Consider the following 20,814-nt stretch of genomic DNA (forward strand, 5'->3'; position numbering starts at 1 on the left):
GCCTCTCAGCAATGCCACGCTGGGAGTGCGCCATCGAGGGCGACGACAGCCAGTTCGACCGCGTCGAGGACCTCATCGTCCACCAGTCGACCGAACACGACCGCGTCTCGTGTAAGGTGTGTGGGACCGTCGTCCCCGACGGTTACTTCGCCATCAAACACGCCTTCGACGAACACTCGCGTGCGGAGTACGTCCGCGCCTACGACGCCTCCGCCGCCGAGGTCCGCCGCCGTGAGAACATCAAGGAATCCGTCGAGGCCACCGCCGACATGAGCGAGGTCATCGATCGACTCGAAGGCTAAAGACCGATTTTTATTTTGTCGGGTTTCCTCGGCCGCCTTCGACGACTGTTTGGAACCCTTCTCGCAAACACGCGGGAAAAACGCCGCTGACTCGCGTCGCTCGTCGACAGTGACCCGGCGGCGTCGCCGCCGGATGTTCGCTTACCGCTCCTCGGAGTCGAGGACGCGAATCTGGTCGCCACGGACGGTGACCGGAATCGGGACCGTCGCCTCGTACAGTTCGACAGTGACCTGGTCCTTGCCCTCGTCGATACGCTGGACCTGGGCCTTCTCGCCTTTGAACGGCCCGGCGATGAGTTCGACGATGTCCCCTTCGGCGATACCCTCGACGTCGGGTTTCGGCGAGAGGAAGTGTTCGACCTCCGCGATGGAGGACTCGCCTTGCACGACGCCGTTGGCGTGTGGAATCTCGTCTAAGATACGGTCGAAGACGGCGTGGTCGTCTGCCTCGACCATCACGTAACTCGTCAGCGAATCCGGGGCCAGCGCCGCGTGGATGTCTGGCTCCTCGCGGTTGATGATCATGTCCGCGACGGTGCGTTCCTGACTCGCCGTCGTCTTGACTGCGTAGATACCCATCTGTTTACACCGGTTTGCTGCCGGGGACGAAGGTCATTATGGCGAAGATGATGAAGCCGACGAGGCCGACGAGCATGATGCCGGCACCGGCAATCTTTGCGATCTGCGAGAACTCCTCCCAGGACGGCGTACTCGCCAGTTTGAGTACGCGAACGTAGGAGGTGAGGTCGTACGGGACGTCCATACCGAGGCGTACCCACTGGTGGCTTTTCTATATTGTGGTGCGCGACTGCCTGCGGGTGTCAGTCGTCCGCAACCGCCGACCGACCGCGCGAACGCCTCGACGACGGCTGTCGGGTCGTGTCGTCCCGACCGAGCGTGTCGGCCGTCTCGGTCATCCGCTCGGCGATGTCGGACTGCTGAGCGCTCAGCCGTTGCGTGGACGCCTGCAACCGCTCGACGGCATCTCCGAGACCAGTGGTGTTGGTGCTGAGTCGCTCCATCGAGTCGCCGAGTGCCGATAGCGCGTCGCCGACGTCGGTACCGCCGTCTGTGCCGGTTTCGGTCATACACAGTGCTACACGGTCGTCGAACCTCGCTTGGGTACCTAACGAGTTAGGAATCGACGGCCGACCGAGTCAGCGGTTCGTCGACTGTCCGTCGGACAGACGACTGACTGTCTCGTTTATCTCTTCGACCTGTCTGGTCTGCTCGCGCGTGTTGGCCGCGGCGTCCTGCATCTCGGTCGAGACCGCTTCCGCCCGGCGCACGACTTCGTCAAGCATGCTCGCTATCTCCTCGGTGCTCGTGGCTTGGTCGTCGGTGGCCTCCGAGACCTGTTCGATGCCGCTCGCCGTCTCCTCGATGGCGGCGACGATGTCGGTCAACGCCTCGGTCGAGTTCTCGACTTGTTCGATACCACGCTTGACCTGTTCGTTCGTCTCTTCGAGGTTCTCGACGGTGTCCTGCGTGTCGGCCTTGATTCGCCCGACCATCGCCTCGATTTCGGACGCGCGCTCTTGGGACTCCTCGGCGAGGCTCTTGACCTCGTCGGCGACGACGGCGAACCCCTCGCCGGCCTCACCGGCGCGTGCGGCCTCGATGGAGGCGTTCAGCGCCAGCATGTTCGTCTCGTCGGCGATGTCGTCGATGACGGCGACGATTTCGTCTATCTCGTCGACGCGGTCACGGAGTGCGGACACGTCGTCGGCGACCCGGTCTGTGGATTCGCCGACGTCCTGCATGACCCGTTCCGTCTCCTCTGCGGTCTCCTGGACCTCCGTAGCGGCGTCGTCTGCGTTCCGTGCCGTCGAGGCGACCTCGTCGCTCGTCGAGGCTATCTCCTCTATCGTGGCCGAGAGCGATTCGACCTCCTGACTGACGGTCGCGAGCGTCTCGGACTGCTCCGTCGACAGTTCGGAGACCCGCTCACTGCTGTCCGCGACCGTCTCGACGGAGTCGTGGAGGCTGTCGGTCCGTCCGGCGACGTCGGTGACGATGTCGTCCAGTCGCTGGGCCATCTGGTTGAGCGAGTCGACGACGTCGAGCAGTTCGTCGTCGACGTAGTCGGTCTCGGTGACGGACGCGCGGGCCTGCAGGTTTCCGGCTTCGATGTCGGCCATCGTCCCCTGCAGTTCCGCGACCATCCCCCGGAGTTGGTCCTGCCGGCGTGCGTCCTCGGTCCGGTCCTGTATCATCTCGACGACGCCGGTGAGCGTGCCGTCCTCGTCGTACATCGGGGCCGCGCTGAACCGGATGTGGCGGTCCTCCCCGCGGGCGTCCTTCATCACGCTCTGGTCGGCGTAGAGCGTGTAGTCGACGTCTTCGATCCGCGGGACGCCGTACTCCTCGTCGGCGGATTCGGGTGCCTCGATGACCTTCTCCGCGAGGGTCATCGACCGGCGGCCGTCGTGGTAGAACGCCGGCCCGACGACGCCGTGTTCCTCGGCGAGTTCGACGGCCTCGGCCTGTGACTCACCGGTCAGCGCCGCGATAGACCTGTTCCAGTGCGTGATATCGCCGTCGCCGTCGAGGACGAAAATTGGGGTATCGACGTGGTCGAGAATGAGCCGGTAGTCCAGCGGGCCGCCGGCTGTCCCGCCACCGGTGATTTGTGTCTCCTCTGTGCCAACTTCCGAGTCCGATTGTTCGTGAGATGCCGACCGACCTGTTCCCATATACCTGAACAAAGCCAGATGTACTCGTATAATACTTATCTCTAATTACCAACAGGACGTCGAGCGGGTCGTTCGACGGCGGACCGGTTACGACGAAAACAGCGCCGCCCGTGACGGGTCCACTCAGTCGACGTAGTCGATGTCGTCGCCCAGTTGCTGGGCGGCCTTCTCCTGTTCGGCCTCGCTCTGGCCGTAGATCTGCGGGGACTCGACGCCGGTGACGACTATCATGGTCTCCATCTTGCCCTCGAAGTCGTTGTTGATGGACGCGCCCCAGATGATGCGGGCGTCGGGGTCGATGCGGTCGTATATCTCCTCGACGACGCCTTCGGCCTCCTCGATACTCATGTCGGGGCCGCCGACGACGTTGACGAGCGCGGAGTTGGCGCCGTCGAACTCCACGTCCAGAAGCGGCGAGCGAAGCGCCGAGCGGATGGAGTCCTGGGCCTTGTTCTCGGAGTCGGACTCGCCGAGACCGATCATCGCGACGCCGCCGTTCTCCATGATGGTGCGAACGTCGGCGAAGTCGACGTTGACGAGACCGGGCTTGGTGATGAGTTCGGTCATGCCCTTGACCGAGCGCATCAGCACGCGGTCACAGATTTTGAACGCGTCCTGCAGAGGCATCGACGGCGCGTAGTCGAGCAGTCGGTCGTTCGGGACGACGATGACTGTATCCGAGACCGCACGCAGGCGTTCGAGGCCGGCGTCGGCGTTGGCCCGCCGGCGCTCGCCTTCCGCAGTGAAGGGGATAGTGACGATAGAGATAGTGAGGGCACCGGCCTCCTGTGCGGCCTGTGCGATGACGGGGGCGGACCCGGTCCCGGTCCCACCGCCGAGACCGGCGGTGACGAACACCATGTCAGAACCGTCGATAGACTGCTGGATGTCCTCGATGTCTTCCTGTGCGGCCTCCTCGCCGATCTTCGGGACGGACCCCGCACCGCGACCACCGGTGCGCTTCCGGCCGATGAGAATCTTCGTGTCGGCTTTCACCTCGTCGGCGAGGTGCTGGGCGTCGGTGTTCGCGGCGACGAGTTTCGCCCCGTGGATGCCCTCTTCCATCATCCGGGTGACGGTGTTGCCGCCGGCACCGCCACACCCCACCACTGTGATCTTCGTTTCGAGGTCCTTGACGACGTTCGCGAGTTCGTCGTCGGTCATCGTTCCCGAAGTCGACATCTCTTCTCTGCTCGGCGTCGTCTCGGTCGCCGTCTCGCCGTCGGAGGCCACGTCCTGTTCCTCCTCGGCCTCGTCGATGGCGTCGTCGATAATCGAGTCCATATTTAAATCCCCGTTACAGACGAACACTCATTAGTTTTCCCCCTGTGTCTGACACTCGTCTGACGGTTTGGTCGCCGCCTTCGGGCGTTTTGCGGGCCGTTTTCTACAACGTAAATCGGCGTATACGTTCACGTTGGAACCGTTCGGGGCCGATCTCTTCACCATCGACTTCCACCGGCTTGCCCGCAGAGAGCTTTCCGAACTTCGGCCCTTCCGGAACGCCCGCGGTGCGTGCGAGGTCGGGGTCGAACCGTTCCTCCCGAGCGACTAGCTGCCCGCTGTCGCGTTCGACACTGTCGTAGCGCTGACGGAGGACGTCGGCAAGCGCCGTGACGACGTCGTCGTGCGAGCGGTCGGCGGGCAACACGACGGGGCCGGTGACGACGGTCCCGTTCTGTTCGGTGTCGAACGCGAGCGCGTGACCGTCGAGCCACGACCGGACCGCCGCCTCGTCGATCCCGGTGGCCTCCGAGAGCAGGTCTCCAGGGAGGTCGACCACGGTCCACTCGCCGGCGTACTCCGTCGCCGGGTCGCCAAAGCGGAGGCCGTCACCGACGGGTGTCACCGCCCCTTCAAGCGCCTCGACGAGGTCGAGTGGGACGCCGCTGGTCTCCCGGACGAACGTCTCGTCGACGACACGGTAACCCAGCGCCGTCAGCGTCTCGACGAGGGCCGGCCGGTCGTCTTCCAGCAGCGCGTAGTCGGCGACACTGGCGTCGAAAGCCCTGTCGAGAACTGCGGCACGCTCAGTCTCGTCGTCGGCCCACTCCTCGAGTGCGTCCAGCGACCAGTCCGCCGCGACGTGGCCGACCGACCAGTCCGTCTCGCGGATCACGCGCTCGAACCGAGGCGCGTAGTGGCCGCCGCCGAAGCCAACGAGGTGTCGACGGGTGCCGTTCTCCCTCGGGGCGTCTGCTGGGACGCCGCGGATGTCGAGGATAGCCTGTGCCACGGCGCGGGCGGCGTCTGGGTCTCGCCACTGCGGTTCGGCGCTCCCGACTTCGACGAACATCGACGGCACGCCCACCTCGGTCGGGCCGTGGTGTGTACACTCCATGCCCACCTCATATTCCTCGGGGGCGTGGTCGGTCAGCGCGTGGACGACCGCACGGTGTGTGCTGGGACACGCGCGGGCGAAGTGGCCGCCCTCGCCGCCGAACTCCGCCGCGCCGAAGTTCCCCGCGTGGTGGGCGGTCAGCAACTCGTCCGTCTCGCCGGCGTGCCGGGAGGCGAACACGAGACAGTCCGGGTCGTCGAAGGCGTCTGCGACGCCGTCGAGTTCGAGGTGGAGCGCGTCGAACTCGCGGAGTTCGGCCCCGTCCGTCCGGTAGACGGTCCCGCCGCCCTCGCCGTCCGCCCGGTCCTCGTCGGTCGTCTCGGTCCACGGCGCGAGTTCGAGGAGGTGCTCGCCGATGTGCGTCGACGCTTCGTCGGCCCGGGAGACGACGATAGCGAGCATCAGTCGGCTTTGTCCATGTGGACCGGGTCGTTGCCTATCGCCGTCCGGAAGGCGTCACCGGCCAGTCCGAGGAGGTGTTTCAACGACTGCCACCGCAGCGCGAACAGGACGACGCCGGCGACGATGTACAGCGCCGTGTAGCCCAACAACAGGTCGTGGCTCGTTATCGGCAAGACGAGCAGGTCCCGGATGAGCGCGAACTCGACGAGCACCTGACTGATGAACAGGGCGAACAGCACGACGGCCTCGCGGATGGATATTTCGAAGTTACAGAGGAGTGCCAGCGCGAAGAACGACTGACCGGCGGTAATCCAGATCTCCGCGGCCTGTCGAGCGTCGAACGGGAGGACGCCGTACCGGCCCAGCGCGATGGAGTAGATGACCGCGATGGTCCCGATGAGCAGCGTCCACTGGTTGAGTTTCGAGGAGATGAGCGCGTTGAACCCCGCCGTCGACCGGGCCTTGTTGACGAGGACGGCGACGACGATGAGTTCCGGCGACTCGCTCGCCAGCGGCGCGATCCACTGGATCATGAAAAAGGAGGGGACGCCGATCTGGAGGCCGATCTCCTCTAGCCCGTGGGCGAAGGGTTCGACGGCGGTGAAAATCATCAGCCCGGAGTAGCCAAAGAGCACGAGGACGGCGATGGGTCGCCACGGCAGCGACCACTCCTGAAAGTATCGGGGGACGCCGACGGTGTGGTCGTGTGCCTCGATATCGGACTTGAGGACGAGGCCGATGTAGGCCACGTACAGTCCCACGAGGAACAGCGTGTCCAGCGCACCGATACCCCCGCCCAGCGGTACGGCGAATGCCCATGCCGTGGCGACCAGCAGGAACGTAATCTCCGTCGCGATGTCGGTGTCGAGTTTGACGACGTCAGCCAGGAAGCCGTCTCGCTTCTCGACGGCAGGGTCCTGCGTCGTCGCGGCCCGCCAGACGGTGAACGCGGCGATGCCCGCCCACCCGATACCGATGAGGATGCGGTTGGCCCCCGTCATGTTGGCGATGGCGAGGTTGGCGTCGTGACAGGCCCGTGCCAGCGGCGTCTCGCCGGCCTCGATAGCGGCAGCCGAGAGCCTCGTACACGCCTCGGTCGTCGCCCCGCCGGCGCCGGCCTTCCACGCGAACAGCGCGTCGACGGCGTACTCCGGGGCGACGGCGAGCACCGCGAGAACGGCGATAGCGAACGCACGCGGGACGTCTTTCTCTGCCGTCTCGGCACCCCACGCCAGCAGGAAGGAGGCACCGAGGACGGCCAGTCCACTCACCGCGACAGTCGCGACCGTGGTCAGGCCGATACCGAGGAGGCTCACACCGACCCAGCCGACAGTCAGCAACCCCGCGAGTGAGACCTGCACCAGGGGATGACGTAGACGACTCACTAGGTGAGGACAGCACAGGTCAGCGTGAAAAACTTGCGAAAGCCCGGACGACCACCGAACCCCCGGCGGGGCGGGAGCGTGGCGTTCATATCCGAGGCGCGCGCTGGCGGGTGTATGGACGTCTACGGTCTCATCGGAAACCCGGTCGGGCACTCGCTGTCGCCGCCGATGCACGAGGCGGGGTACGAGGCGCTCGGACTGGACGCGAAGTACGTCACGTTCGAACCACCGGCAGACGAGGGCGCCGCCGCCGTCGAGGCAGCCGACAAACTCGGCGTCGCCGGACTGAACGTCACGATTCCGTTCAAGCAGGACGTACTCGACGCCGTCGACCCGGACCCGTTGGCAGCACGTATCGGCGCAGTCAACACCGTCGACTTCTCCGGCGAGACGCCGCGGGGGTACAACACGGACGCCGTCGGTGCGGTCCGGGCGCTCGACCACCACGGGGTCGAGCTATCGGGAACGGCCGTCGTCGTCGGTGCCGGCGGGGCCGGCCGCGCCGTCGCCTTCGGCCTCGCAGACGAGGGGATGTCGGTCCGCATCGCCAACCGCACGGCGTCGAAGGCCCACGCGCTGGCGGACGAGGTTCCGAACGCCACCGGCCACGGACTCGGTGACTTCGATGCGCTGCTCGCCGACGCCGACGTCCTCGTCAACTGCACCAGCGTCGGGATGGACGAGGACGAGACGCCGGTGCCGAAGTCGGCACTCACGCCCGACCTCGCGGTTCTCGATGCAGTGTACTCGCCCATCGAGACGCGTCTGTTGCGGGAGGCGGCCGCCGTCGGTGCGACGACTGTCGACGGCGCGTGGATGTTACTGTATCAAGGTGTCGAGGCGTTCGAACTGTGGACCGGCGAAGACGCCCCGGTCGACCCCATGAACGAGGCGTTACGAAGCGGCCTGTAACCGATAGCGTACCAGCAAGAGATTAGTGCCGGGGGGCAGTATGACCGGATATGGGTCTCCTTCAGAAACTGAAATCTGCACTCGGACTCGACGAGGCAGAATCTACGTCTGCGGCGGGGTCGTCTGGTGACGTAGACGTCACTGTCGAGCGCGAACCATCTACTGAGAGTGAAGACGCGGTCAAAGGGACTGAGACGGCGACGACCGAGCGCGAATCAGACGTCGGGGCGGCCGAATCCGACGAGACGGCAGCGGACATCGACGCGACAGTTCCCGAAGCCGAACCGGACGCGACGGACGACGCCGATGAAGAGCCAGAACCCGCGGTGCCCGAAGGGAGCGACGACCCGGTCACCGAGATCAAGGGCATCGGCCCGGCGTACGCGAAACGCCTCTCGGGGCTCGACATCGAGACGGTCGGCGAACTCGCCGCGGCCGACGCCGCCGAAATCGCGTCCGAGACGGACCTCTCAGAGAGCCGAGTCGAGGGTTGGATAGAACGGGCCCGGGCGTACTGACTGCCCGAACCGCAAGCGAATTACTCTCGCACCTGTTCTCTCTGCGTAATGCCAACGGTCGAGACCGACCGGGACACCTTCGAGCGCCTCACAGCGGACGCGCCGGAGACGGCCCGGATTCCCGTCGCGGTCCGGACAACCGTCGACGACCCGTTCGAGGCCTATCGCCGGGCGCGCGGTTCGGTCGGTGGCGTCTATCTGTCGACCACCGGAGGGCAGTCGGGGTGGGGCTACTTCGCGACCGCACCGGCCGACTTCACCGAGGTGGCTCCCGACGAGGGCGACACACTCGGAACGCTCGCCGGACTGCTCGACGAGGAGACGCTGGTCCGGGGCGACTGCGACGTCCCCTACCCCTGTGGCGCCATCGGTTGGCTCTCCTACGACGTCGTCCGCGAACTGGAGACGCTGTCGGACAGCGCCGTCGCCGACCGGGCGCTCCCACAGCTGCAGCTGGCGACCTACGACCGCGTCGCGGCGTGGACGGAGCCCCGCGGGGACGGCCCGGTGACGCTCACCGTGACTGCCTGTCCCCGACTCGACGACCACGACAGTGCCGAACTGGCCTACGAGTTCGGCAAGCAACACGCACTGGACCTCGCCCGCGAGGCCGTCGAGGGCGACCCGTCCGTCGGGGACCCGCCCGTGGAGACGGACACCGCCCGGTTCGAGAGCGACTGCACCCGCGAAGCGTTCGCCGAGCGAGTCCGGACGGTCAAACAGTACATCCGTGACGGCGACACCTTTCAGGCGAACGTCTCCCAGCGACTGAGCGCCCCGGCGGCGGTCCACCCCGTCGAGGCGTTCGACGCACTCCGGGCGGTCAATCCGGCCCCCTACTCCGCCCTCGTGGAGTTCCCGGGCGTGGACCTCGTCAGTGCCAGTCCGGAACTACTGCTCCACCGCGACGGCGACCACCTCGTGACCGAACCTATCGCTGGCACCCGTCCCCGCGGCGATACTCCCGAGGCCGATGACCGACTCGAAGCCGACCTGCTGGACGACGAGAAGGAACGGGCCGAACACGCGATGCTGGTCGACTTAGAGCGAAACGACCTCGGGAAGGTGAGTCGCTTTGGCACTGTCGAGGTGACCGACTACCGCCGCGTCGACCGCTACTCCGAAGTGATGCATCTGGTCTCGGAGGTGACCGGCGAGATGCGCGAGCGAGCGACCCTCGAAGACGCCATCGCGGCGGTGTTCCCCGGCGGGACCATCACCGGCGCGCCCAAGCCCCGGACGATGGAGATAATCGACGAGGTCGAGCGGACTCGTCGCGGCCCGTACACCGGCTCTATCGGCGTCTTCGGGTTCGACGGCCGGGCGACGCTGAACATCGTCATCCGCACGCTGGTGCGGTACGCCGAGGAGTACCACCTCCGGGTCGGGGCCGGCATCGTCCACGATTCGGACCCCGACAGCGAGTACGACGAGACGCTCGATAAAGGCCGAGCGCTCGTCACAGCCGTCGACGAAGCGCTCGGTCGGCGGGCGGACCTCTCCGTGGAGGGGTCGCGATGAGCGACCCCATCGGGAGCGAGGGCCGGCGGCGTGGCCGGGGCACACCGCCGAGCGACGACCTCGCGCCGACCGTCCTCGTCGTCGACAACTACGACTCCTTTGCGTACAACCTCGTCCAGTACGTCGGCGAGGTGGTCTGTCGACTCGGCGGTGACGAGGACGACGTGGTCGTCCGGCGCAACGACGCCGTCACCGTCGAGGAGATACACGACCTCTCCCCGGACGGTATCGTCGTCTCACCCGGTCCGGGGACGCCCGACGAGGCCGGCGTCTCGATGCCGACGTTCGCCGAACTCCGCTATCCGACGCTCGGCGTCTGTCTGGGCCACCAGGCGCTATGTGCGGCCAACGGGTCGCCCGTCGGCCACGCCGAGGCCGTCGTCCACGGCAAGTCCTCGCTCGTGACCCACGACGGCGAGGGGGTCTTCGAGGGCGTCCCCGACCCCGTGAAGGTGGGCCGGTACCACTCGCTGGCGGTGCGGCGAGACGACCTGCCCGACGTGCTAGAAGAGACGGCATACACCGAAGACGAGGCGAAAATCGTCATGGGCGTGCGGCACCGCGACCACCCCCACGTCGGCGTCCAGTTCCACCCCGAGAGCATCCTCACCGACCACGGGAAACAGATGGTCGAGAACTTCTGTCAACTATGTACTATCACGTAGACGGCGAGGTCGTTCCGGCCGACGAGGCCACGGTATCGGTACTCGACCGCGGGTTCATGTACGGCGACGCGGCGTTCGAGACGCTCCGGGCGTACGGCGGCGACCCGTTCGCGTGGGACGCCCACCGTGACCGGCTCCAGCACACCGCCGAAACGCTCGGGTTTGCCGACGCCGTCCCCGGCGACCTGCGTGAGCGTGTCGACGAGACGTTGGACGCGAACGACCTCACCGAGGCGTACGTCAAAGTCTCGGTGACGCGAGGGGTCCAGCCCGGGAAACTCACGCCGGACCCCGACGTCGACCCGACGGTAGTCGTCGTCGTCAAGGAACTCCCGCGTGGCGGCCGCGACGGGGAGCGAGTGTGGGACGGACCGGCCGACGTCCAGACGGTGCGGACCCGACGGGCCCCCAGCGAGGCGATTCCGGCGAACGTGAAGACGCACAACTACCTCAACGGCATCCTCGGCAGACTCGAACTCCGGCGGGCCGCCATCGACGGCGATGTCGCAGACGAGTGCCTGATGCGGACCGTCGACGGACACGTCGCGGAGGGCGCGACGAGCAACCTCTTTTTCGTGACGGAGAACGGTCTCCGGACGCCGAGTGAGGACCTCGACCTCCTTCCGGGAGTGACCCGCGACGTCGTGATGGAACTGGCTCGCGAGGAGGAGTTCCCGGTGGAGACGGGCCACTACTCGCTCGACGCCGTCCGGAACGCGGACGAGGCGTTTCTCACGAACTCGACGTGGGAGATCCGACCGATCGCGGCCGTCGACGGCATGGAGGTCGGGTCTGGTCCGATGACGAAACTGCTCCAGCGGCTCTACGACGAACGCGTCGAGACCGAACACTACTGAAAACGGAACCGGGCCGGCGGCCCGCTCCGCCGGCCGGCGAGAGCGTATCGGCGCGTTACGGCGCGTAGCAGACCCACCCCTGTGGCGGAATCGAAATCTGGACCCAGCCGTCACCGTTGGTGGTGACGTCGCCGGAGCTGCCGGTGTAGTCGTGTAGCGACTGGCTGGTCCAGGTGGTGTACACCCACTTGCTCTGCCACGAACCGGTACGGTTGAGGCCGACGAGCAGGTTGTTGTTCCGCTCGTAGATGTAGAGGTTCTGGTCGACGTGGCGCGTGTAGGTCGCACCGCCGGCGAGGTTGTTCTTTATCCACAGCAGGTTCTGGATGTCGCTGTCGTCGACGGCGATGCGGTTGCTGTAGACCCGCGGATACCCATCGTAGGTGAGGATGTACGCGTAGGCCAGTTTCTCGTACTGCGGCGGGCTGCTGTCGTGGTTGGAGACGAAGGTCAGCGCCTGGAACGGCGACTGGTTCACCAGTCCGGCGCCGTCGAGGGCGCGCATATCACCGTTCTGGTGGAACACGTCCTCCTTCATCGTGTAGTACAGCGGGTAGTCCGTGACAGACATCCCGGTGTCGGCGTACCCCTGACAGTAGCCCACGTCGCCTTGTAGGACCTCGCCGACCTTGTAGAGGCCCAGGTCGTCTGCCCACTGGTTGGCGTAGTCGCTGAAGAACCACTCGGGGACGTGTTTCGCGGCGTCCCACCGAATGCCGTCGACGCCGAGGGCCGCGTACTTCTCGACGTAGTCCTTTAGCTGACCGCGGACGTACGAGGACTCCTGTTTGAGGTCTTTCAACCCGACGAGCCAGCCGTTCTCGACGGACTCTGGATCGCTGTAGTCTATCGACGACTCGGGGTGGAAGTCCTGCTCGCTGAAGTACGGCAGGTCCGCAAAGGAGATGCCCGGCGCACCGCGGAAATCGTCGTTGGCGGCCATGTGGTTGATAATCGCGTCGGCGATGACGTCGAGTCCCTGTGCGTGGGCCTCGGCCACCATATCCTCGTACTCGGCTTCGGTGCCGAACACGCTGTTGAAGTTCTTGAAGTCGACCGGTTGATATCCCAGTGGCGGGTCGGTGACCCCCTGCTGGTGACTCCGGTCCAGACGGCTGTACTGTGCCGGCGGGACCTGAATCGCGTCGTAGCCCTGGTCTGCGATGGTCGAGAGGTTGCTCTTGACCTGATTCCAGTCGGTGTGGTAGTACTGATACACCGCACTGGAACCGACCGCCTCGGCACCGCCAGTCGTTAGTGAAGCACCCGTCGCTGCCGCGCCGAGTGCGCCCATTCCTCTGAGTACGTCACGGCGGGAGACGTTCACGTCTCCCCTTGTGAAGTGTCGTGTCATCTGCGTGGTTTCCCTTGGCCGAATGTGGTTCGGACTGCCAAACCACAACTTATGATGAAATCCTACATAACATTAAAGATGAGGATGTAATCTAATAGTAATATATTTGTAGACAAACGTAATAAACTCACAACTAGAATGACTGTTGAATCGTGTTAGATGGTCTGTGAGGGCCGTTTTCGGCGAGCCATTCGACTCGTCGATGGTCGACTGTTGACAACCCAAGAGAAATCTGGCTGCTGCCGGGCCCGCCCCCCACCCTCTCAGACAACGTCTTCTCGCTCGACGCCGTCGACGTCCAGAATCAGATCGGCGCCGTAGGCCCCGGCGGGCGTCTGGAACCCGGTCGGCGCGTCGCCGTCGAGGACTCGGTCGACGACGGCTAGTGCGGTCTCGACGGTGAGGTCGTACGTGTGTGGGCCTCGAAGCCGACTGACCGCACGGCCCCCGTCCGGCGTCGTTGCCTCGCCCCAGACGTAGCTTTGCTCGCTCGCCCGCTCTTCGGCGTCGGGCCCGTCTGTGGTTTGCTCTACGTACCACTTCAGCGCGGCTTTCACCGGTGGCAGACCGAGGAGCGGCGAGAGCGTGCCGGTGAGCCGTTGCACCCGTACCGCGCTCTCGGGCATCGACATGTACACCGTGACGTTCGGGATGCCGGTGGTGTAGTAGGCCGTCGAGACGTCGCCCCACGGCGTGGCGGCGGCATGCAGCCCATCCTGTCCCCAGCCGAAATCGATGGTCCGTGTCTCGTGGGCCGGACCGACCCGTTCGATGCGGCCGTCGCGGCGGACCGCCCCGCCAGCGTCGAGGTGTTCGACGACGGTTTTCAGCGTCCCACGGGAGAGACCGACCTCGGCGTGGAAGGCGAGTTCGAGCGTGTCAGCGTCGGGCAGTCGTGCGCCGAGATGGGCGGCGATACAGTCGGTCGGGACGACGTCGAACCCGACACCCGGCATGAGCATCACGGCCGCGTCCTCGGCGTCGCCGTCCCGGGCGTGGATGGCCTCGAACACGTCGAGTTCGCCGGTGATGTCCAGATAGTGCGTCCCGGTCCGCAGACACGCGTCGACCATCGGTCCCCACGTCCGGGAGAACGGGCCGGCACAGTGAAGCACCGTCGTCGCGTCTTCCAGCACCATGTCGAGGACCTTCGGTTCGTCCAGTCCGACCACCTCGAAGTCACACTGGAGTTCGGCGGCCTGTCTGTCGACCTTCTCGCGGTTGCGCCCGACCAGCACCGGGTCGAGGCCCCGGTCGACCGCCGCGTTCGCGACGAGCGACCCGGTGTAGCCGTAGGACCCGTAGATGACGAACTCGCCCATGCCCGCGGTGTTCGGCGGAGGCGCGGATAAAGGGTAGCGGCGTGGTCGGTTTTCCGACCGGGGCATTGAAACCGACGACTCACATACCCTGACGCAGCATGGACGAGGACAGTCGAATCGCGGCAGTCAGTGACGTCCCAGAGGACGGCAGTTTCCTCTTTACCGTCCAGGACGGGTTCGACACCGAAGAGGCGATTCTGGTCCGACTCACCGACGGCGTCGTCGCCTTCGAGAACTACTGCCCCCACTGGACAGACGTTCGTCTGGACAAGGGCAGCGGTGCAACGATGCGGGACGCGGAGCTGATCTGTGAGAAACACGGCGCGACGTTCGAATCGGACACTGGGACCTGCACGTTCGGGCCGTGTGAGGGGGCCGTCCTCGAAGAGATAGCCGTCGCCGTCGACGACGGCGCGGTGTACCTGACCGACGACCGATACGAGTTCGAACAGCAGGGGCCGTCTGGCGAGTACGACCGGTCTTCGCGCGGGCGCATCGGCTTTTCGGGCCAGTAAGCCGGCCCCTCGCCACCCGGCGGCGATTCGCTTATCCGATCCGATAGGCGGGTTCGGCGACGCTCTCGGACTTACACTCCGGACACCGACTCGGTCGGTTCGTCAGGTCGTCGAAGTCCGTGAAGCCACAGCGCTCGCACTCCGGCGGCGCGACGAGCAGTTGCTCGTCTGTCGCGTCGAGTGACTTCGCGATGTGTTCGACGTGCGTGAGCGCGGTGCTGGTCTGTATCTCGAACGTGTTCGCGATCGTCCCTGCGGCCATCGCCTCGTCGCGCAATCGGTCGGCGATGCGCTGGCGCGTCGTGCGACTTGCCTCGCGCATGGAATACCTTGGCAGGCGTCGACAATAGGTCTTGTTCCCCGACCCCGTCCCCCGCCGATATTTATTACCTCCCCAACACAATACGCGGGCATGGCCGAGACGACGCCGGTGGAGATGGACGCCGACGAGCGAGACGCGCCCCTCGGCTTCGGCGAGGCCGGCGATGTCTCACCACACGCGGTTCCGGTCTCCGGGGTCCAGTGCCCGACGAACTGACGACGCGACGGCCGCGAGTCGTGACGAACTGGGGTCTCCCTCGTTTATCCGAAGTTCTCGACCTTCGCGTCGTCTGTGTCGACGCCGGCGGCTTCCAGTGCGGCCGTCGCGTCGTCGAGGAAGTCGGCGAACCCGTAGATGAACACCTGTCCGCCGTCCGCGACGGCGTCGGCGACGGCGTCGGTCAGGTCCGCATCGCCGTCCAGTACGTGGACGACGGCACCGGCCGCTTCGAGCGCTTCCAACCGGTCCTCGTGGATGGGCGTTGCGTCCTGATAGACGATGGCCGCCGCGTTGCCCTCGTCCAGCGCGCGCTCTGCGATGCCGACGGCGGGACCGATACCGGGGCCGCCCGCGAGCAAGACGGCGCGGGCCTCACCCTCGTAGTAGTCGGAGCCGAACGGGCCGGCGATGCGCACCGAATCGCCGGCGTCGAGGTCGGCGAGCAACGGCGCGACGGCCCCCTCGGGGTCGATACCGACGGTAATCTCGAACACTCCCTCGACGTCGGGCGATGAGATGGTGTAGAAGCGTGACTCGTCCTCGCCGTCGACGGAGAGCGTCAGTTTGACGAACTGGCCCGGTTGCGCGTCGAAGGCCGACGGCGTCTCGATGTCGATGGCGACGGCGTCTGGGCCCACCGACCTGACTGCAGTGACGGGGAGTGAACGTTCGTCCATATCACCGACAAAGCTGGGGCCCGATAAGGGGATTTCGGTTGGTTCTGCCGGATGTATCGAACATTATTTCAAAACCAAGTAGGCACGCGCGCGGGCACACACAGAAGCCTTTTCACCCCCGGTTTGCTACCCATGCGGTAGTATGCCAGACGACCTCAACTGGGCCATCGGCGGGGAGGCCGGCGATGGAATCGACTCGACCGGGAAGATATTCGCACAGGCGCTCTCCCGGGCCGGTCGACACGTCTTCACGTCGAAAGACTTCGCCTCACGGATTCGCGGCGGGTACACCGCGTACAAAGTTCGGACCTCGGTGGACCGCGTCGAAAGCGTCGTCGACCGCCTCGACATCCTCATCGCGCTGACCGAGCGCACCATCCACGAGAACGAGGACGAACTGCACGACGACTCCGTCATCATCTACGACGGCGAGCGCACCACGATGCAGGACGTCGAGGTGCCCGGCGACGCCACGGCGCTGGAAGTCCCGCTCAAGCGCCTCGCGGAGGACGCGGGTGGGGCCATCATGCTCAACGTCGTCGCGCTGGGCGCGGCCTGCGAAGTGACGAACTTCCCCATCGAGAACCTAGACGAGAGCCTCCAGAAGCGCTTCGGCGACAAGGGCGAGGCCATCGTCGAGAACAACAAGCAGGCCGCTCGGATGGGTCAGGAGTACGTCCAAGAGGAGTTCGACCACGAGTTCGGCTACGACCTCGAAACGACCGACGAGGACTACGTCCTGCTGAACGGGGACGAGGCCATCGGCATGGGCGCCATCGCCGCTGGCTGTCGGTTCTACGCCGGCTACCCCATCACACCGGCCACGGACGTGATGGAGTACCTCACCGGCCGTATCGACCAGTTCGGCGGCAAGGTCGTTCAGGCCGAAGACGAACTCTCGGCTATCAACATGACGATGGGTGCGGCCCGCGCCGGGGCGCGAGCCATGACCGCTACCTCCGGGCCGGGCATCGACCTGATGACCGAGACGTTCGGTCTCGTCGCCACCAGCGAGACGCCGATGGTCATCTGTGACGTGATGCGCTCGGGTCCCTCGACGGGGATGCCCACGAAACAGGAACAGGGCGACCTCAACATGACGCTGTACGGCGGCCACGGCGAGATTCCGCGGTTCGTCGTCGCGCCGACGAACATCTCCGAGTGCTTCTGGAAGACCGTCGAGGCGTTCAACCTCGCCGAGAAGTACCAGACGCCGGTGTTCCTCGTCTCGGACCTCGCGATGGCGGTCACCGAACAGACGTTCCCGCCGGAGGCCTTCGACATGGACGAGGTCGAGGTCGACCGCGGCAAGGTCGTCGACGAGAACGACATCGACGCGTGGCTCGACGAGAAGGGCCGCTTCCAGGCGCACTTCCCCGCCGCCGACGGCATCTCGCCGCGGGCGTTCCCCGGCACCACCGACGGCGCACACATGACGACCGGCCTCGAACACGACGAACTGGGCCGGCGGACCGAGGACACCGAGGTTCGCGTCGAACAGGTCGACAAGCGCGAACGGAAGGTCCAGACCGCCCGCGAGGAGGAGGACTTCGACTACCGCGAGTACGGCGACCCAGACGCCGACACGCTGGTCATCTCGTGGGGGTCCAACGAGGGCGCGATGCGCGAGGGACTGGAGTTCTTAGCGGAAGACGGCTACGACATCCGCTTCATCTCGGTGCCGTACATCTTCCCACGCCCGGACCTCACAGAGGAGGTCGAAGCGGCCGACGACGTCATCGTCGTCGAATGTAACGCCACAGGCCAGTTCGCGGACGTCATCGAACACGACGTCTTAGAGCGCGTCGACCGCATCAACAAGTACACCGGCGTCCGATTCAAGGCGGACGAGCTGGCAGACGAGATCAAACAGACGCTCGCTGGTGACGCGGGCACGACAACGGAGGTCGAAGCAGAATGAGCTCAGACGTTCGATTCACAGACTTCAAGTCCGACAAGCAACCGACGTGGTGTCCCGGCTGTGGGGACTTCGGGACGATGAACGGCATGATGAAGGCGCTGGCCGAGACGGGCAACGACCCGGACAACACGTTCGTGGTCGCCGGCATCGGCTGTTCCGGGAAAATCGGGACGTACATGCACAGCTACGCGCTGCACGGCGTCCACGGCCGCGCCCTGCCGGTGGGCATCGGCGTGAAGATGGCCAATCCCGACCTCGAAGTGATGGTCGCCGGCGGCGACGGCGACGGCTACTCCATCGGTGCCGGCCACTTCATTCACGCGGTGCGCCGGAACGTCGACATGAGCTACGTCGTGATGGACAACCGCATCTACGGGCTGACGAAGGGGCAGGCCTCGCCGACCTCGCGCGAGGACTTCGAGACGGGTACCACCCCCGACGGGCCCCAACAGCCTCCGGTCAATCCGAAGGCACTGGCGCTGGCCTCGGGCGCGACGTTCATCGCCCAGTCCTTTAGCTCGAACTCCCAGCGTCACGCCGAAATCGTCCAGCAGGCCATCGAACACGACGGCTTCGGCTTCGTCAACGTCTATAGCCCCTGCGTGACGTTCAACGACGTCGACACCTACGACTACTTCCGCGATACCATCGTGGACCTAGGCGAGACGGACCACGACTCGAACAACCGCGACCAGGCCAAGGACAAGATTCTGGAGAGCGACAAGGAGTACATGGGCGTGCTCTACCAGGACGAAGACTCGGTGCCCTTCGAGAAGCGTGAGGGCGTCGAGGGCTCGATGGCCGAGATTCCCGACGGCGCCCCCGAGGGCGCGATGGACCTGGTGCGAGAGTTCTACTAGTCGGGGGTGTCAACCCCGTCGCGGTCCGGTCGGTCGGGGCCGGCACGGCCCTCGAACCACCGGCCCGGGCGACGCGCCCCGGCGTCGCCCCCGGCCAGCAGTCTGGCAGTCGACAGCACCACCGCAGTTGCGAGTCCGACCGCCAGCGTCGGCAGCGGGTGACTGACCGCGACGAGCGCGGCCGCGAGCACCACCGTGAGGCCGACGCTCCCGCGGAGAGTCGGGCGGGCGTGCAGCGACTGTCGGTCGTCGGCGTCGAATGGATGGCGCATACGTGACGATGGACGCCCGCCCAGAAAAGTATAATCTGACGGATATTTCTGTAAACTCGCTTGCCGAAGCTCCCTTCTGTAACTCCCGCGGAGGTTTCACCGCGCTGTGACTGCGATTTACCGCCCCGTAGTTCGTAGCCGGTGACATGTCCGACGACAGCGAGCCGCTGGCGCCCGACGAGGCGTTCGCCGTCCTCGGGAACGAGACGCGCCTGAAGGTCCTGCGGACGCTCGGCTCACCTTCGACCACGGGGGCGAGACGCTGACCCTGCGGGTGGACGAGGAACTCCGGGTCGTCGAGGCCTATCTCTGGTCCCGGGAGGACGGGTGACACACCCAACAGCGTTGGGACCGAAGCCATATCCGGGCGTGCCCTACGTCCGGTATGCACGTCTTCTGGCACCAGCGTGACCTCCGCATCCCGGACAACCGGGGGCTGGCGGTCGCCGCCGGCGACGACACCGTCCTCCCGGTCTACGTCGTCGACTCGGACGTTCTGAGTGCGGTCGGGACCCGCCAGCGGGCCTTCTGGATGGCCGGCCTCCGGGAGCTGAAACGCGCGTACCGCCGACGCGGCAGCGACCTTCTGGTCCGGACGGGCCCGGCCGCCGAGGTGCTCTCGACGGTCCTCGACGAGTTCGGCACCGACCGCGTCTACTACAACGAACACTACCGACCGGCGCGCCGTAACCGCCAGCGCCGGGTGGACGACGCGCTCCCGACGGCGTCGGTGACCGACCTCGTCCTCGTGGACCCGGCGGGACTGGACGCCCGCTACGAGAACCACAGCCGCTTCTACGACGACTGGCAGGCCCACGACAAACGCCCGCCGGTCGAGGTGGCCGACGACGACTCGCTGGCCGACTTCTCGGACCCGAAGACGGCCCCGATATCGAGGCCGACATCGACCTCCCGACGCGGGTACGAGGCCGCCCGCGAGCGCTGGGAGCGCTTTCTCGCCGACGGCATCGACACCTACGCCGACACCCGCGACGACATGCGGGCGGCCGTCGAGCGCCCGGTCGGGGCCGTCTCGCGGATGTCGCCGTACCTCGCCGCCGGGATGGTCGGTATCCGGGAACTGTGGCGCGACGCCAGCGAGCGCCACGCGGCGGCCACCGGCGACGCCCGGCGCAACGTCCAGAAGTACCGCTACGAACTCTCGTGGCGCGAGCAGAGCTACCACCTGCTGTACTACACTCCGACGCTGCTGACGGAGAACTACAAGCAGTTCCCCAACGCCATCGAGTGGGAGAACGACCCCGACCACGTCGCGGCGTGGAAACGCGGCGAGACGGGCTACTCGCTGGTCGACGCCGGCATGCGCCAGCTCGAACGCGAGGGGTACGTCCACAACCGCCCCCGACAGAACGTCGCCTCCTTTCTCACGAAACACCTGCTGGTCGACTGGCGGGTGGGTGCCCGCCACTTCGCCGACCGGCTCCTCGACCACGACCCGGCCGCAAACGCCGCCGGGTGGCAGTGGACCGCCTCCACCGGCACGGACTCCGTCGACGTGCGCATCTTCGACCCGGTGGCCCAGATGAGCAAGTACGACGACGGCGCCGACTACGTCACCGAGTACGTCCCCGAACTACGCGGGGTCCCGGCCTCGAAAATCGTCGACTGGCCGACCCTCTCCGACGCCGAACGCGAGGAACTGGCTCCAGACTACCCACACCCCATCGTGGACCGAAACGCCGCCTACGAGCGCGCCCAGCGGGTGTTCGAGCGGGCGCTCGGCAAGCGATAG

The 20,814-nt window shown here is 66.0% G+C and carries 22 protein-coding genes and 1 pseudogene; 11 read left to right on the forward strand and 12 right to left on the reverse strand.

Annotation, left to right across the window (positions count from 1 at the left end; translation table 11 throughout):
- Positions 1 to 11: 11 nt before the first annotated feature.
- Entirely contained in the window at positions 12 to 302 is a 291-nt protein-coding gene (locus G9465_RS08690) for a hypothetical protein (RefSeq protein ID WP_166969028.1), read from the forward strand.
- 141 nt (positions 303 to 443) lie between these two features.
- Here G9465_RS08690 and G9465_RS08695 read toward each other — a convergent pair whose 3' ends face one another.
- From G9465_RS08695 to G9465_RS08725, 7 genes are all read right to left on the reverse strand, one after another.
- Positions 444 to 881 carry a transcription elongation factor Spt5 gene (locus G9465_RS08695; protein WP_166969030.1) on the reverse strand — a complete coding sequence of 146 codons (438 nt, stop codon included), beginning with the start codon at positions 879 to 881 and terminating at the stop codon, positions 444 to 446.
- 4 nt (positions 882 to 885) lie between these two features.
- Positions 886 to 1,065, reverse strand: coding sequence for a protein translocase SEC61 complex subunit gamma (locus G9465_RS08700; protein WP_166969032.1), 180 nt, complete (start codon positions 1,063 to 1,065; stop codon positions 886 to 888).
- A 58-nt stretch (positions 1,066 to 1,123) separates the two neighbouring features.
- Complete coding sequence (locus tag G9465_RS08705) at positions 1,124 to 1,390, reverse strand: hypothetical protein (protein ID WP_166969034.1); 267 nt, start codon at positions 1,388 to 1,390, stop codon at positions 1,124 to 1,126.
- A 69-nt stretch (positions 1,391 to 1,459) separates the two neighbouring features.
- Complete coding sequence (locus tag G9465_RS08710) at positions 1,460 to 2,998, reverse strand: methyl-accepting chemotaxis protein (protein ID WP_166969036.1); 1,539 nt, start codon at positions 2,996 to 2,998, stop codon at positions 1,460 to 1,462.
- Positions 2,999 to 3,121: 123 nt separating this feature from the next.
- Positions 3,122 to 4,282: a cell division protein FtsZ gene (gene ftsZ / locus G9465_RS08715; RefSeq protein WP_166969038.1), complete on the reverse strand. Its 1,161-nt coding sequence runs from the start codon at positions 4,280 to 4,282 to the stop codon at positions 3,122 to 3,124.
- A gap of 103 nt (positions 4,283 to 4,385) precedes the next feature.
- A complete protein-coding gene (locus tag G9465_RS08720) occupies positions 4,386 to 5,741 on the reverse strand; it encodes a D-aminoacyl-tRNA deacylase (RefSeq protein ID WP_166969040.1) in 1,356 nt (451 codons plus the stop codon).
- The gene (locus tag G9465_RS08725) at positions 5,741 to 7,102 is read right to left on the reverse strand and encodes a sodium:calcium antiporter (RefSeq protein ID WP_166972979.1); all 1,362 of its coding nucleotides are present in this window, start codon (positions 7,100 to 7,102) and stop codon (positions 5,741 to 5,743) included. The genes G9465_RS08720 and G9465_RS08725 overlap by 1 nt, the downstream gene beginning before the upstream one ends.
- 138 nt (positions 7,103 to 7,240) lie before the next feature.
- Here G9465_RS08725 and G9465_RS08730 point away from each other — a divergent pair, with 138 nt between their 5' ends.
- The 5 genes from G9465_RS08730 to G9465_RS08750 are packed head-to-tail and all read left to right on the forward strand — an operon-like array spanning position 7,241 to position 11,599.
- On the forward strand, positions 7,241 to 8,038 hold the full coding sequence (locus tag G9465_RS08730) for a shikimate dehydrogenase (protein WP_166969042.1): 798 nt from the start codon (positions 7,241 to 7,243) through the stop codon (positions 8,036 to 8,038).
- Between the two features lie 50 nt (positions 8,039 to 8,088).
- Positions 8,089 to 8,556 carry a helix-hairpin-helix domain-containing protein gene (locus tag G9465_RS08735; protein ID WP_166969044.1) on the forward strand — a complete coding sequence of 156 codons (468 nt, stop codon included), beginning with the start codon at positions 8,089 to 8,091 and terminating at the stop codon, positions 8,554 to 8,556.
- A 48-nt stretch (positions 8,557 to 8,604) separates the two neighbouring features.
- Positions 8,605 to 10,077, forward strand: a complete 1,473-nt coding sequence (pabB, locus tag G9465_RS08740; protein ID WP_166969046.1) for an aminodeoxychorismate synthase, component I — start codon at positions 8,605 to 8,607, stop codon at positions 10,075 to 10,077.
- Positions 10,074 to 10,742, forward strand: a complete 669-nt coding sequence (locus G9465_RS08745; protein WP_166969048.1) for an aminodeoxychorismate/anthranilate synthase component II — start codon at positions 10,074 to 10,076, stop codon at positions 10,740 to 10,742. The genes pabB and G9465_RS08745 overlap by 4 nt, the downstream gene beginning before the upstream one ends.
- Positions 10,727 to 11,599 (forward strand): aminotransferase class IV, encoded by an 873-nt coding sequence (locus tag G9465_RS08750; protein ID WP_166969050.1) that lies wholly within the window; start codon positions 10,727 to 10,729, stop codon positions 11,597 to 11,599. Before G9465_RS08745 ends, G9465_RS08750 begins: the two co-directional genes overlap by 16 nt.
- 55 nt (positions 11,600 to 11,654) lie before the next feature.
- On the opposite strand, the gene G9465_RS08755 is transcribed toward G9465_RS08750, so the two are convergent.
- Together G9465_RS08755 and G9465_RS08760 are read right to left on the reverse strand one after the other, a co-directional pair.
- Positions 11,655 to 12,953, reverse strand: coding sequence for an alpha-amylase domain-containing protein (locus G9465_RS08755; protein WP_166969052.1), 1,299 nt, complete (start codon positions 12,951 to 12,953; stop codon positions 11,655 to 11,657).
- 263 nt (positions 12,954 to 13,216) lie between these two features.
- Entirely contained in the window at positions 13,217 to 14,275 is a 1,059-nt protein-coding gene (locus G9465_RS08760; protein ID WP_166969054.1) for a trans-acting enoyl reductase family protein, read from the reverse strand.
- Positions 14,276 to 14,373: 98 nt separating this feature from the next.
- On the opposite strand from G9465_RS08760, the gene G9465_RS08765 reads away from it, so the two are divergent.
- Positions 14,374 to 14,790, forward strand: coding sequence for a Rieske 2Fe-2S domain-containing protein (locus G9465_RS08765; protein WP_166969056.1), 417 nt, complete (start codon positions 14,374 to 14,376; stop codon positions 14,788 to 14,790).
- Positions 14,791 to 14,821: 31 nt separating this feature from the next.
- On the opposite strand, the gene G9465_RS08770 is transcribed toward G9465_RS08765, so the two are convergent.
- Positions 14,822 to 15,112, reverse strand: coding sequence for a transcriptional regulator (locus G9465_RS08770; protein WP_166969058.1), 291 nt, complete (start codon positions 15,110 to 15,112; stop codon positions 14,822 to 14,824).
- A gap of 90 nt (positions 15,113 to 15,202) precedes the next feature.
- Between G9465_RS08770 and G9465_RS26055 the strand changes: the two genes are divergently transcribed.
- On the forward strand, positions 15,203 to 15,328 hold the full coding sequence (locus G9465_RS26055) for a hypothetical protein (protein ID WP_255491978.1): 126 nt from the start codon (positions 15,203 to 15,205) through the stop codon (positions 15,326 to 15,328).
- A 44-nt stretch (positions 15,329 to 15,372) separates the two neighbouring features.
- On the opposite strand, the gene G9465_RS08775 is transcribed toward G9465_RS26055, so the two are convergent.
- Entirely contained in the window at positions 15,373 to 16,008 is a 636-nt protein-coding gene (locus tag G9465_RS08775) for an FAD-dependent oxidoreductase (protein WP_166969060.1), read from the reverse strand.
- Between the two features lie 142 nt (positions 16,009 to 16,150).
- On the opposite strand from G9465_RS08775, the gene G9465_RS08780 reads away from it, so the two are divergent.
- Both G9465_RS08780 and G9465_RS08785 read left to right on the forward strand, forming a co-directional pair.
- On the forward strand, positions 16,151 to 17,929 hold the full coding sequence (locus G9465_RS08780; protein WP_166969062.1) for a 2-oxoacid:acceptor oxidoreductase subunit alpha: 1,779 nt from the start codon (positions 16,151 to 16,153) through the stop codon (positions 17,927 to 17,929).
- A complete protein-coding gene (locus tag G9465_RS08785; protein WP_166969064.1) occupies positions 17,926 to 18,789 on the forward strand; it encodes a 2-oxoacid:ferredoxin oxidoreductase subunit beta in 864 nt (287 codons plus the stop codon). Before G9465_RS08780 ends, G9465_RS08785 begins: the two co-directional genes overlap by 4 nt.
- Here G9465_RS08785 and G9465_RS08790 read toward each other — a convergent pair.
- Positions 18,786 to 19,061, reverse strand: coding sequence for a hypothetical protein (locus G9465_RS08790; RefSeq protein ID WP_166969066.1), 276 nt, complete (start codon positions 19,059 to 19,061; stop codon positions 18,786 to 18,788). The two genes, G9465_RS08785 and G9465_RS08790, sit on opposite strands and share 4 nt — an antisense overlap.
- Before the next feature lie 385 nt (positions 19,062 to 19,446).
- On the opposite strand from G9465_RS08790, the pseudogene G9465_RS08795 reads away from it, so the two are divergent.
- Positions 19,447 to 20,814: pseudogene (locus tag G9465_RS08795) on the forward strand (cryptochrome/photolyase family protein).

It is taken from the genome of Haloarcula sp. JP-L23, assembly GCF_011602445.1.
GTDB classification, from domain to species: domain Archaea; phylum Halobacteriota; class Halobacteria; order Halobacteriales; family Haloarculaceae; genus Haloarcula; species Haloarcula pellucida.

Excerpts from the sequence above, each read along its gene's own strand:
- G9465_RS08730 (WP_166969042.1), top strand. The coding sequence starts at position 7,241 with ATGGACGTCTACGGTCTCATCGGAAACCCGGTCGGGCACTCGCTGTCG.
- G9465_RS08765 (WP_166969056.1), top strand. The coding sequence starts at position 14,374 with ATGGACGAGGACAGTCGAATCGCGGCAGTCAGTGACGTCCCAGAGGAC.
- G9465_RS08780 (WP_166969062.1), top strand. The coding sequence starts at position 16,151 with ATGCCAGACGACCTCAACTGGGCCATCGGCGGGGAGGCCGGCGATGGA.
- G9465_RS08745 (WP_166969048.1), top strand. The coding sequence starts at position 10,074 with ATGAGCGACCCCATCGGGAGCGAGGGCCGGCGGCGTGGCCGGGGCACA.
- G9465_RS08700 (WP_166969032.1), bottom strand. The coding sequence starts at position 1,065 with ATGGACGTCCCGTACGACCTCACCTCCTACGTTCGCGTACTCAAACTG.
- G9465_RS08735 (WP_166969044.1), top strand. The coding sequence starts at position 8,089 with ATGGGTCTCCTTCAGAAACTGAAATCTGCACTCGGACTCGACGAGGCA.
- G9465_RS08710 (WP_166969036.1), bottom strand. The coding sequence starts at position 2,998 with ATGGGAACAGGTCGGTCGGCATCTCACGAACAATCGGACTCGGAAGTT.
- G9465_RS08775 (WP_166969060.1), bottom strand. The coding sequence starts at position 16,008 with ATGGACGAACGTTCACTCCCCGTCACTGCAGTCAGGTCGGTGGGCCCA.
- G9465_RS08705 (WP_166969034.1), bottom strand. The coding sequence starts at position 1,390 with ATGACCGAAACCGGCACAGACGGCGGTACCGACGTCGGCGACGCGCTA.
- pabB (WP_166969046.1), top strand. The coding sequence starts at position 8,605 with ATGCCAACGGTCGAGACCGACCGGGACACCTTCGAGCGCCTCACAGCG.
- G9465_RS08720 (WP_166969040.1), bottom strand. The coding sequence starts at position 5,741 with ATGCTCGCTATCGTCGTCTCCCGGGCCGACGAAGCGTCGACGCACATC.
- G9465_RS26055 (WP_255491978.1), top strand. The coding sequence starts at position 15,203 with ATGGCCGAGACGACGCCGGTGGAGATGGACGCCGACGAGCGAGACGCG.
- G9465_RS08690 (WP_166969028.1), top strand. The coding sequence starts at position 12 with ATGCCACGCTGGGAGTGCGCCATCGAGGGCGACGACAGCCAGTTCGAC.
- G9465_RS08755 (WP_166969052.1), bottom strand. The coding sequence starts at position 12,953 with ATGACACGACACTTCACAAGGGGAGACGTGAACGTCTCCCGCCGTGAC.
- G9465_RS08770 (WP_166969058.1), bottom strand. The coding sequence starts at position 15,112 with ATGCGCGAGGCAAGTCGCACGACGCGCCAGCGCATCGCCGACCGATTG.
- G9465_RS08785 (WP_166969064.1), top strand. The coding sequence starts at position 17,926 with ATGAGCTCAGACGTTCGATTCACAGACTTCAAGTCCGACAAGCAACCG.
- G9465_RS08750 (WP_166969050.1), top strand. The coding sequence starts at position 10,727 with ATGTACTATCACGTAGACGGCGAGGTCGTTCCGGCCGACGAGGCCACG.
- G9465_RS08790 (WP_166969066.1), bottom strand. The coding sequence starts at position 19,061 with ATGCGCCATCCATTCGACGCCGACGACCGACAGTCGCTGCACGCCCGC.
- G9465_RS08695 (WP_166969030.1), bottom strand. The coding sequence starts at position 881 with ATGGGTATCTACGCAGTCAAGACGACGGCGAGTCAGGAACGCACCGTC.
- ftsZ (WP_166969038.1), bottom strand. The coding sequence starts at position 4,282 with ATGGACTCGATTATCGACGACGCCATCGACGAGGCCGAGGAGGAACAG.
- G9465_RS08760 (WP_166969054.1), bottom strand. The coding sequence starts at position 14,275 with ATGGGCGAGTTCGTCATCTACGGGTCCTACGGCTACACCGGGTCGCTC.